Genomic DNA, 11,318 nt, shown 5'->3' on the forward strand with positions numbered 1-11,318 from the left:
GGCCGGCGGGGATCGGCAAGCCGGCGCCGGTCGCGCGGGCCGCATATGCCATCGAGGCCGAAGCCCGCTCGGCGCACCGGCCAAGGGCCCCACCAGCCTCCGTTTGAGCGACCCGGTCTTCGGCCGGATCTTCAGCAGAAATCACCCATGCGCCATGCGCAGCGCCCGGCAGAGCCGGTTCACGCTGCCTGATTCGACGGCGATCCCGCCATCGATGCGCATGCGCTTGCAAACGGACACACAAAAAATGACACGCATCTACACGTTCGGAACGCTTTGGGCGGCGGCGGCCATCACCCTCTTCATCGCCAGTGAAATCGTCACGGTCTGGGCCGCGGCGACCTGGGCCCTGGCGGGGCTGATGAAATTCGGCCTTGCCGGAACGCTGCTGCTCGCGCTCGGCCTCGGCCTGCCCGGCCTCTTCGCGATACTGCGCGTCGGCCTGCTGGCGCTGGAAGCGGAAACCGACCCGGCCAATCTGTAAACCGGCACGATGTCTGCCCCGCATGCCGGGGCGGGCATCACCTGTACAATATTGGGGAGTGGAGTCGGAACCAGAAGACCTGAACGGATCCCTATGAGGCTGGCGCGCCGCGCCGGGTGAAGATGAGAACTATGTCTACGCTATAGCCCTCTATGACCGCACAAGAATGTGACCAGACCCTATATCTGATCATCTCTCCCGATTGATAGCATAGCCGCCAGATCACAGAACACACCATCAGATGCAGGAAGGGAAATTGGCCGCTGGCTAAGAAGCAGACGTTGGTGCGTCGTTAGACCTTAAGGAGGTCGGCTTTGTTGATGGATGCCAAAGCTTCACGGAACCAGGTGCGGTACTCGACTGACGCGGCACCAACCTCCTCATTGGTCTATCTCGGTTACGGCAAAATCTTCGGGAAGCGAAAAACGCAGCTCATGTCTGAGCAAACAAGCCACAACATAATCATAGCTTATGCTATGATCTTCATGGTGCTCGATTGCGTAGATGCCGAACCGGTCTACGATCAAGGGATCGAGGATTGTGTAGATAAATTCCAACGATAGCTCGCTAAGATTGCGATCATTCGGGGGGCAAAAGTGTTGGATCGCGTTGCGGGCTTGGCGTAAGCGCTCGTAGCACTCGGGATTAGGAATCCTCATGCCAGTGGTGGCCCATAGAACCTGCGGAAGCTTTTCGAAATCGTGTGTCCGCCCACGTGTCAGCAGCCGCTCAAGGTCAAGCTCCTCGATATTCTTGTCGTCCAAAGTGACGAGGTCCTTGAAGATCAACAGCGGGTGTTCGGTGGCGATAATCGCTTTTAGAAACAGTTCCCCAGCATGGGCGGTATTCAGCACCGACATCAACGGCCAGTGCTCGTTCCCAGGGTCCATGAACACCGCGTGATGGTTCGCCTGAGTCAGAGCGGCTCTAGCTAGACCAAGGATGCGATCCGGGATGCTGCGAAGCTCTTCGTTCATCGGCGTCGGCTACGCGTTTAAGCAGATCACGACGAGCTGCGAAACCTGATCCCACAGCGCTGTGAGGTGGCTCGGCGAAGGCGCGAAGTCTGGTGAGTGGACGTATCGGTTCATCGTGTCGATGGAAAAGATGCCATCAGCGCTCTCCAGCTTTCGGATTACGCCAGCATATTTCCCGTCAATTCTCCGTTTTGCCTCAAGGTCGGCGCCGACCTTCTTGACCTTGTTCTTCAGGCTGTCGTTCGGATGGACGCCCGCGAGGTTGGTACGGGTGATGTAGTTGTCGATCGACAACTCGAAGAGCACGCGGAAGAGCACTGAGATGGCATTGGGATGATCGTCGAGCTTCAGCTTGAACTGGAGTTCGTCCCATATTTGCCGCTGGCGCTGCACGTGAGCCTGCCAGACCACCGCGTGGCTCACCTGCGGAACCAAGGTCGAGCGCTTGATCGGCTTGGCGGGTGGCGGCAGCGGCGGGCTGGGCGGAGTGCCAAGACCAGGGTTGGTGCCATTGCCGGGTCCTGATCCAGCGCCGGGACGAGTGCCTGGCCTCGGCCCCGGCGCCCCTGGCGCTGGCGGGGACGGCAGCGGCGGCAGCGGGAGGACGCCTTCGGTCTCTAGGCGATCAAGGTAGGCGACCTTGCCTTCGTTGTCCCACAGATCACCTAGCACGACAGAGCGGTTCGCCAGATCCTCGGCGATGCGTCGGAAGATGGGTAGCACCAAAGACTCAGGGTGAGTGAGCTGGAATTTGCTTCGGCTGACGCTGATGCCGACGCGATTGCGTAGTCCTTCGGAGGAGAGAAGCCGGTTGGCCGTCGACCAGGGTATCTTTTTCGCCGGCAACATACCGGCAGCCTCCAGGCGCTTTTCGATCTCGTCGGCGACGTTCACGCCGCCGCCCTTGCCGGTCCGCTCGACGAATGTGGCCGTCATCCGGTCTGTCCAAGGGTTGCGACCGACTCCGCCCCGTGTGCCGGTGTGTCGCCTCAGGAGGATTTCGTCGATCCGCTCGCGGTCGGTCTCAACCTGGCAGTCTAGCCGGTCGGGAAAGACGCCTTTCCAGTTCGCCTTTAACCCCTTGAAGAAGGCTTGCAACTCCAGGCTAGGTGCGCGCTTCGGCTGCGAAATGAGCTTGAGGCAGGTGACACGGCGGTTGCCATCGAAGACGACGTAGTTCGTGCCGTCGGGCCAAACCAGCGGTGGCTCGTAAATCTCGCCAGTTTCGGCGAGGTCCTTTGCCAGCTTTCGCATGGCACTTTCGTGATGCGTGAAGAGCCAGGCGATGGCGGACGTTTCGTTTTCCAACTCGCCGTGCCGGTCGTTTGCGCTGTTCACCAAGAGCGCTTTGAGCGCCAATTTCTTATAGGCCATAGCTCATCCCCCGGCGCTTGACCTTACCGTCGCCTCTCATTGCCACAGTGATACCCCGCCTTCTGGTGACCATAGCACGACATCGCGAGCACGGCCGCGAAACGGGTCGCCCAGCAACGCCAACCCATCGCGAAACTGCGTGTAGTCGTAGGATCGATCACCTTCGTCTCGGACACCTGGCGCGGACCGGTCGCCGTCCAAGGGTCCGAATCCAACAGGATCGAAGGTCGGCAACACGAATGATGAAGGTATCTGCCGCCGACCGCTGCGGATCACTGCACTTAGCCCGTTCAAGAATTCAGCACCTCCCTTCTCCTCGATCGCGAACAATGCAATGCTGGCAGCCTGCCATTGAGAAGCTCTCGCAAGTGGGTGTCGAGCCATTCGCCACCAGTAGGGATGATCGAAAAATTCCTCGATCCACCACGGCCCCGCACCGGAGCGCCGCACCCAAGGCACCGATGTGAGATAAGTGCGGCCGGCATACTGGAGACGCAGGAGCGGAACCGGTTCCCGCTCGGGCGCGACGTCATCGGTCGCGCGGAGCCAGTCGATCCAGTCCACGACTTCCGGCACACCCATCAACATGAAGTTCGATCGGTGCGTCGAGAGGACGATTGGCGTGGGCGTCCCCTCTGACCGCTCGCCTTCTTCTGGCCCTGGGGGCGCACTGCTGGACTTCTTTCTGGGTTTCGAGATCCGCGTTTCCGACACGCTGAGGAAGCTGCCCGCCACTGCGGGCTTGGTGCCGAAGGCGATAGAGTAGCCGTGGATGACGTCGCCGAAAATCGACGTCTCCGCAATATAAGGTTTGACCTGCTTTTTGTACTTTCGCCTTGCGGCGCTGGTGATCTTCCCAACAGTCACGTCCTTGGCGAACGAGCCGTGCGCTTCGGCCAAGACCACGCCATGACCTGCGGCATTTCCCCCATCATAGATAAAATCGGCATGGGGATCGAGCGACGACGAGAGGCACACCGCGTTGGCTCGCCACTCATATCCGAGGGCCTCCATATAGAGATGCGTTATGCCGGCGCCGACCTTCGCTGCGAACTGTGATCCGGCCGTATCTGCAAGAAACTTGAAGTAGGACTTCAGGGCAAACGTACTTCCATCTTCGAGAAGCGTCTCCAGCTCGACCAAAGCGCTTTGTTGCAAGCCGTCCAAGAGTTCCTTTGGGGCGTCGTCCCATGTGGTCGCGGTGCGCGCGACTGCAGCCGCCAGAGCCAAGGGCTGAAATGATAGGTCGGCGCACGCTGCAGGCGCGGTAAAATTCGGCGCAACGGGACTCGGAACGTGCGGATGCTTCGTATGCTTGGTCAAGCCGACAATCTTGGTCGATGCGCTCAAACCTGACGACGCAATAACTCCGCTCATTAAATCCCCCCGTGCATTCTTCCCTCAAATCTATGTCTTACAATTCGGCGCTATTTCCAAGCTTGTATCGGAAGCTGGCTTAAGTTGGTAGAATGTCGCATGGCTTGGGATCACGACGAAAATCATTGTCCATTGGCGGCAGTCGATCGACGCCTCAGCGATGTTCATCGCTTCTGGCATCAGGCTGAACGCGCCTATTTCAACCCTGACGAATTCCGAGTGTCGATCCAGGCCGCGATCCAGACAGCCCGCCAGGTCTCCTTCGTGCTGCAAAAACATAAGACCGCCATCCCGGACTTCGACAAGTGGTATGGAGGCTGGCAGGAAAAGCTCGCCGCCATCCCGCTTATGAAATGGATGGTTGAGGCCCGTAACCGCATAGAGAAGCAAGGCGACCTAGAGGCTCATAGCTTCATCAGCGCGGAGATTGTTGCCTCACACTTGGACGAAGGCCCCAAAATCCAGGTGCCGGCGAAGCTGTCGGACGCTCCACTGGAATTGGTGAAGAGCATTCCGGACTCAATGGTGGGCAATCACATCAAGAAGGACGGCGTACTCAGAATTCGCCGCCGGTGGATCGAGAATACACTTCCCGATTTCGAGCTTCTGGATGCGGTCGCCACCGCCTATGGGCAGCTTGCTCAGCTCGTTCACTCCGCCCACATGCAGATGGGTTTGCTCGGCCCAGTGACAACCAATGTCGATACCGGCGAACAATATCCTGAAGGCCTCAGGGACGGCCGTTTGCCCTGTATGATCGGCCATGAAGACGCCCGGACGCTCGATGTCTGGCTGGCGAATGGCCAACCGTTGGAATTTGAGGAGATCCGTAAAGAAGTAAATCTCACCGAGGCTCCTGAACTCAAAGATCGGTACGGCGTCGATCCGGCGAAAATGTACGCTGAAAACGGCAAGGCTCAGGATCACGCCCGGTCGCTCTTCGCTGCCGCCCGCATGATGTTCGAGAAGGACGGTCACCACATCACGATCGCTATTCTGCTGCGTGACGGTCGACCCGTAGGAATGCGCGAGCTGCGGCCGATGGAACACGGCCATAAGTTCATCATGATGAGAGCGCTCGCACGGGAGGCGCAAAAGATCGCGGCCGATGCGGTAGTCCTGATTAGCGAAAGCTGGAGTGCGCCCGCAAACCCGGACAAGCCCTATATGCGCGCGGTCGACTCTCCTGATCGCAAGGAATTCCTGACGGCGACAGCCGTCTCCAGGGATGGCGAGCCCATCTTGCTGCGGGCTGAAATCCTGCGGGACGGAAAAAAGGTGAAGCTGGATGAAACCCGCGAAGAATTCGACGGGGCGCATTTTATTTTCGCCCCGCTGTATGAAGTCTGGAAGAAGCCTATTCCTGTTCAATGGGGAGATATGCCCACGGGTATCGATAGGGCTGAACAAAAGTAGTCGGCGGCAATCATCGCCAACTAGGTTGGAGGATGGTGCGTGAAAAGCAACCTAAGAGCCGCTATCGTCTTTTCTTGCCGATGCGTTGTCGGCCCATCAGTCATCGTATCCCTGACAAAATGCAGATAGCGTTCAGCGCGTTCACTTTCTTCGCCCATCTCATCGTCCGAGACAATAATTGGCGTGCTTTTCACCGATCCATCCGGATTTATCCGAACATAGAGGGCGTCCTGCTTCCGACGATCTTTCTCTCCTCCAGCTACCCTAAGCGCCACCGGGTCCGGCTTAGATGTCTCTACATAGACCCTGTTTCCACTCTCCCAACGCGCTATTTTCTCATAACGCAGCAAATCGAGTGCACTGGCAATCTCAAACGGGAAGTGATCGTCGCCCATCTCAAGGTCTTCATCAATCATGCGATGAAGCTCCTCCAATTCCTCCCAATGCATAATCATGTAGTCCATCAGCATGCCCACCAACTGCTTGCATGTATGGTCGTTCATCGCGCGAAGGATCGGACGTGAAAGCGGAAAAATGTCCATAGCAACCAATCGCAACATAAATGCTTTGGCAAACTCCTCCTGTGCAATTAGGACTAAATACAAGCGGCTTGACGGCGGCTTCTCGAACTCAAGCATCATGGCATCATCAAGCAATCGCGCACCATTTGCGATGCAAACCTCAATAGACTTTTTGAGCGTTTTAGACGACGGAGTGATGACCCGGCTCATGATGTGGTCCCATACAAAAAGCGATAGTCAGACACGACTACAAACAACTTAGGCTTGTTGGCGAGTAGCCTGCAGAGCCCCATAGTGCACCGGGTCATGCGCCCTTACCGCCTCAAGGATGATGTTCACAACTGCTTGGGCCTCGCTCATGTCGGGGAGTTGCATCCCTCCAGCACGCTTCAATGCGTGGGAATAGAAGTGCATGAACTTGCGCGCGCGCTCTGCTTTCAGAGGTTCCGGAATGAGCTTGGGAATGCTGATGTCGATCTTGTTGTGTTCAAGAAATTTAAAGGATAGGTAACCCTCCACAAAGCGACGGGCCATGTTGCCCAAATTGAAAATAATCTGCGGATCATTTGATGGGTTCTCCGAATATCCAACAAGCTGGTTAAAGAGAAACAGATACTCGGAACGGAATTGTTTTATCGACTCAGGGCATTCTACAATACGCGAACAAATGAGGCCATTATTATCAGTCCTCTCGACAAGATACGCCCTCCCAAATCCTTTGGGCGTGCGTTCCGACATCCACTCCCAGGTGAGGTGGAAAAACTCGTAGCTGTGCGTTGAGATGAAAAGCTGCTTGGCGAGACACTTATGTTTTGGGTCGGCGGCGCTATCGAATCTATAGAATGTTTCCTTGATAAAGGCATTGATGTGCAGCAGGTGGTGTGCATCCAAGCTGGAAATTGGGTCATCAATATAGACGATTGTATCGTCCAGATTGTTGCCATTCTCAAAGAGCTTGGTGATGAAATAGCAAAAGGCGATAGCGGTTCGCTCTCCTTCGCTAAGGTTACGAGCGGGGTGATCTCCACGCATCAAGAGAAAGTTGCCTTCATCCGTCACCTTCACTTGGATGTCAGCCTTCCCGAAAAATCTTAGCAAAGTCTCATTTATTGCCTCCGCGCCCTTCGCCGCGTTGGAGAGTTCCGATTGCAGGGTCGCAATTTCCTGTTCCAGCCCTGTAAGGTCCTGCTTGGCCTTGCGGACGGATTCTTCCAATTCGGCAATTCTGGCTTGAGTCTTAAAGCGATCTATCTTGCGCATCGCAGTGGCTGCGTAATGAGTTTTCAGATTCTCTATCGCGGCACTACGAGCTTGAGCAAAACCATGAGTTCGCTCGTTGTTTTGCTCAATCAGCCGGCTGAACCGCTCAACTGCGCCTTTCAGCGTGGCGGTTTCCGGTTGCTCCTCCGGGGCCTGCAAAACGCGAAAGGGATTTTCCTGCTTGCTTTCAAGAAGGCCGATCAGGGCCTGTATATCGCTATTGAACGTATCTCGTGCAGCTTTCAGAGCCGACCCCGCCTCGTTATGTTCCTTCTCAAGGTCCGAATAGAATGCGCTACGCACATAGGATGCATCATCAATATGGAGCATGCGATCTCGCAGTTCTGCCGTCGCCTTAGAAATGCGTCTTTTCAGGTCTTCAAATGCGTCTGAGAAATGCGCATTGAGCGCCTCAATGCGTTCGTGCGTCAGAGGGTTCTTACAGAATTCGCAATGAGTAGCATCAACATGAAAATGCAAACCCTGCTCGACCCAACTACCGATGTCCGGACGCTCGACAAGGCGTGCGATCGCTCCAGACATGCCAAGCTGCTCTATCACCAACGCCGACGCCGCGGACCAAATTTCCTCAAGCGCCCCAATCTTCAGTTCGAGGACGGGAAGGACAGGCTTTTCTTCCGTTGCTACCGCCTTACGCTTCTCGTTCTGGAAGCTTTCATCATCAAGAGGCGTTGGAACTTCACCGTTCCAGCCTTCAATGATCGGCCTTACATGGCGTCGGTCAAATCGGGCAATCCCCAATTCTCTCGCTATTTGCCCGGCACATTCCGTTTCTGCTTCGGAGATCGCTTTTTCTAGCTTGGCGGCGTCTTTTTCTCTATCTGTTATCTCGACACCGAGCTTGTCTCGCTCACCCTCCTTTCTAGTGAGAGCATCACGCTTCTCGATGTTTTCGGAACCAAGTATAAGGATCGGAGTGAAGCCGTTGGCATCGTCCCAACCGAGATTCTCATTCCGAAAATCTTCGTTGAAAACGCGGACATTGCATGGGATTGCAAAATCTTGCTCGTACAGGTTTCCGTCCTGGTGAGACAAGCTGAACTTCGCATTTATATAGTCCGGATGGAGTTCGCCTTTCTCCAAGCACCTAAAAAGGCGTGATAAGGTCGTTTTTCCAGAATAATTCCATCCGTAAAGCAGGTTGAAGCTGGCAAATTCCGGAATTTGACCGCCTGAATAATCGTTGAAGACGCCAAAGTTCTTTACACTGCTAATCCGCCTGAACACCTTGCTTGCCCCCAAACAAGCGAAACCAAGAATCAAATCGGTTGGCAGTAGCCAACTGTTCAATCTTAAAACGCTGCCCGCTGCCACTGTAAAACAGCAGGCTTAGCTTGCCCAGAAGTATCTATCGCTCTGCTCGTGGCAAACTCGGCCTCTGTGCCAAGCGCGCCCGTGACGCTGTTGGATCACTCGAATTGATATACCGGCACTGCATCTTGCCCTTTAGACGGCGATCAGGACGTCACGGGCCTTGGGCATCCAGATTCTAATGTCCTGATCCGGTACATGCGCCCGGCCTCCGCTTCGCTCTGGTCGGGCCGGTTGCTTGGGGGCGCTGCCCCCTGGCGCGGCACAAGGGCAGCCGGGCGGTATCCCCAGCCTTCCGCACGGATATGTGCTTTCGCACCTTCGTCATGTCTTCGATCCGCTTGTGCAGGCCGGGTGATCCCCCTCCGCCCGTCGGCCCTTGCGCCTTGCATCCCCCGGTCTCGCCGACGGGCAGGGTTGCAGCGCAGCGCTGCGCTCCAACCCAAGCCAAAAGGATCAAGATCATGACCACCTATGCCAAGACCACGACCGTTCCGGAACATGGCGAAACTGTTTTCATCCCGCTCAACAAGCTGAAAAAGCACCCGAAGAACGCCCGGAAGACCCCGCATAGCGAGGCGTCTATCGAGGGGAAGGCAGCGAGCATCGCCGCCAAGGGTATCCTGCAAAACCTTGTGGTGGAGCCGGAGCTTGACGCGGAAGGCGAGCCGACCGGCTTCTATCTGGTCAGCGTCGGAGAAGGCCGCAGGCTGGCGCAACTTCTGCGCGCCAAGCGCAAGGAGATCAAGAAGACGGAGCCGATCCGCTGCGTCATCGATACGGCGAACGACGCAGCCGAGATCAGCCTTGACGAGAACGTCAACCGCGAGAACCTGCACCCTGCCGACGAATTCGAGCGCTTCCGCGAGCTTTCGGAGAATCGCGGATGGGGCGCGGAGGAAATCGCGGCCCGCTTCGGCGTCACCGCGCATGTGGTGAAGCAGCGGCTTCGCCTTGGCGCGGTCAGCCCCAAGCTGATGCAGGTCTATCGTGACGGCGATCTGATGTTGGACCAGTTGATGGCTTTCGCCATCACCGAGGACCATGCCCGGCAGGAACAGGTTTACGAGAACCTGTCCTATAACCGCGAGCCGTGGATCATCCGCCGCGACCTGACCGCCAGCAACGTAGCGGCAACTGACCGGCGCGCGATCCTTGTCGGCGCGGAAGCCTATACGGAGGCAGGCGGCACCGTCATCCGCGACCTGTTCACCGAGGATCGTGGCGGCTTCTATGAAGATGCCGCGTTGCTGGACCGGCTGGCCCTCGACAAGCTGGAAAGCATCGCTGCCGAGGTTCAGGAGGCCGAGGGATGGAAGTGGATTTCCGCTCATATCGACTGGCCCCACGCCCATGGTCTGCGCCGCACCTATCCGCAGCCGGTGGAGCTTTCGGAGGAAGACGAAGCCGCCTGCGCCGCCGCGCAGGAGGAACTTGAACGCCTGTCGACGGAATGGGAGGACGCAGACGTGGACCTTCCGCCGGAAGTGGATCAGCGCTTCGCGGAGCTTGAAGCCGAGATCGAGCGGATCGACGGCAAGCGTTATGCTTATGAGCCCGACGAGATCGCGCGCGGTGGCGTGTTCGTGGTTCTGAACCATGACGGGGAAGCCCGGATCGAGCGTGGTTTCATCCGTCCCGAAGACGAGACCCCGGAGCCGGAGGAAGAAGAAGGACGGGACGGCGAAACCGTCATCGACGGGGTGCGCGTCAATGCCGATGGCGAAGTCATGGACGGCGACGGTCATCCCGCTTCCGACCATGGGCCGGAAGACGAGGAAGTGGAGGAAGACGGCAAGCCGCTGTCGGACTCACTCATCCGCGACCTGACCGCGCATCGCACCCTTGCCCTGCGTCTCGCCCTTGGCGAGCAGCCGGACATGGCCTTGATCGCCGTCACCCACACGCTGGCCGCGCAGACCTTCTATCGCGGTGTGGACGCCGATGCCCTCGAAATCCGTCCGATCAGCGCCAGCCTTGGCGGGCATGCGGACGGCATCGAGGACACGGCGGCCGCGAAGGCTTTGGCGGATCGCCATGCCGGATGGGCGGCGGACATGCCGCGCGATGTGGCCGACCTTTGGGGCTTCATCGCCGGGCTGGACCATGCCAGCGTTATGGCACTGTTCGCGCATTGCGCTTCCCAGACCGTCAATGCCGTCAAGCTGCCGTGGGAAGCCCACAAGCGCCGTGCCCATCAGACCGCCGACAGGCTGGCGACGGCGGTTGCGCTCGACATGACGGCACACTGGACGCCTACGGTCCGGGCCTATCTCGGGCGAGTCACCAAGGCCCATATCCTCGCCGCCGTCCGGGAGGCGCTTGGCGACGAGGCCGCGGAGCGGATCGCGGACAAGAAAAAGCAGGAGATGGCCGAAGCCGCCGAGCAGCTTCTTGCCGGGACCGGCTGGCTTCCGCCCGTGCTGCGCACCGAGCGGCCCGCGTGGCTGGCCGAGGGACAGCCGGAGGCGCAGACCATCGTGACCGAGGAAATACCGGAAGCGCAGAACGACGAGGCTTTCGCCGTCGCGGCGGAATGAAGGGCGAGCCGGGGCCGCGCAAGCGGTCCCGGCCTTC

At 57.9% G+C, this 11,318-nt stretch carries 8 protein-coding genes; 3 read left to right on the top strand and 5 right to left on the bottom strand.

What is annotated here, in order from left to right; translation table 11 throughout:
• Nucleotides 1-247: 247 nt before the first annotated feature.
• Nucleotides 248-484: a hypothetical protein gene (locus NUU27_RS23430; protein WP_257764717.1), complete on the top strand. Its 237-nt coding sequence runs from the start codon at nt 248-250 to the stop codon at nt 482-484.
• Between the two features lie 380 nt (nt 485-864).
• On the opposite strand, the gene NUU27_RS23435 is transcribed toward NUU27_RS23430, so the two are convergent.
• The 3 genes from NUU27_RS23435 to NUU27_RS23445 are packed head-to-tail and all read right to left on the bottom strand — an operon-like array spanning nt 865 to nt 4,212.
• Nucleotides 865-1,461 carry a hypothetical protein gene (locus NUU27_RS23435; protein WP_257764718.1) on the bottom strand — a complete coding sequence of 199 codons (597 nt, stop codon included), beginning with the start codon at nt 1,459-1,461 and terminating at the stop codon, nt 865-867.
• A 9-nt stretch (nt 1,462-1,470) separates the two neighbouring features.
• Nucleotides 1,471-2,835 (bottom strand): hypothetical protein, encoded by a 1,365-nt coding sequence (locus tag NUU27_RS23440; protein WP_257764719.1) that lies wholly within the window; start codon nt 2,833-2,835, stop codon nt 1,471-1,473.
• 36 nt (nt 2,836-2,871) lie between these two features.
• Nucleotides 2,872-4,212 carry a hypothetical protein gene (locus NUU27_RS23445; RefSeq protein WP_257764720.1) on the bottom strand — a complete coding sequence of 447 codons (1,341 nt, stop codon included), beginning with the start codon at nt 4,210-4,212 and terminating at the stop codon, nt 2,872-2,874.
• Nucleotides 4,213-4,311: 99 nt separating this feature from the next.
• Between NUU27_RS23445 and NUU27_RS23450 the strand changes: the two genes are divergently transcribed.
• The gene (locus NUU27_RS23450) at nt 4,312-5,628 is read left to right on the top strand and encodes a hypothetical protein (RefSeq protein ID WP_257764721.1); all 1,317 of its coding nucleotides are present in this window, start codon (nt 4,312-4,314) and stop codon (nt 5,626-5,628) included.
• 20 nt (nt 5,629-5,648) lie between these two features.
• Here the strand turns inward: NUU27_RS23450 and NUU27_RS23455 are convergent, their stop codons facing one another.
• Both NUU27_RS23455 and NUU27_RS23460 read right to left on the bottom strand, forming a co-directional pair.
• On the bottom strand, nt 5,649-6,359 hold the full coding sequence (locus NUU27_RS23455; protein ID WP_257764722.1) for a hypothetical protein: 711 nt from the start codon (nt 6,357-6,359) through the stop codon (nt 5,649-5,651).
• 48 nt (nt 6,360-6,407) lie between these two features.
• On the bottom strand, nt 6,408-8,744 hold the full coding sequence (locus NUU27_RS23460) for an AAA family ATPase (RefSeq protein WP_257764723.1): 2,337 nt from the start codon (nt 8,742-8,744) through the stop codon (nt 6,408-6,410).
• Between the two features lie 461 nt (nt 8,745-9,205).
• Here NUU27_RS23460 and NUU27_RS23465 point away from each other — a divergent pair, with 461 nt between their 5' ends.
• Nucleotides 9,206-11,281, top strand: a complete 2,076-nt coding sequence (locus NUU27_RS23465) for a ParB/RepB/Spo0J family partition protein (protein ID WP_257764724.1) — start codon at nt 9,206-9,208, stop codon at nt 11,279-11,281.
• The last annotated feature ends 37 nt before the right edge of the window (nt 11,282-11,318 follow it).

Origin of the sequence: Nitratireductor sp. ZSWI3, from assembly GCF_024655565.1 — a bacterium.
GTDB lineage: Bacteria > Pseudomonadota > Alphaproteobacteria > Rhizobiales > Rhizobiaceae > Nitratireductor.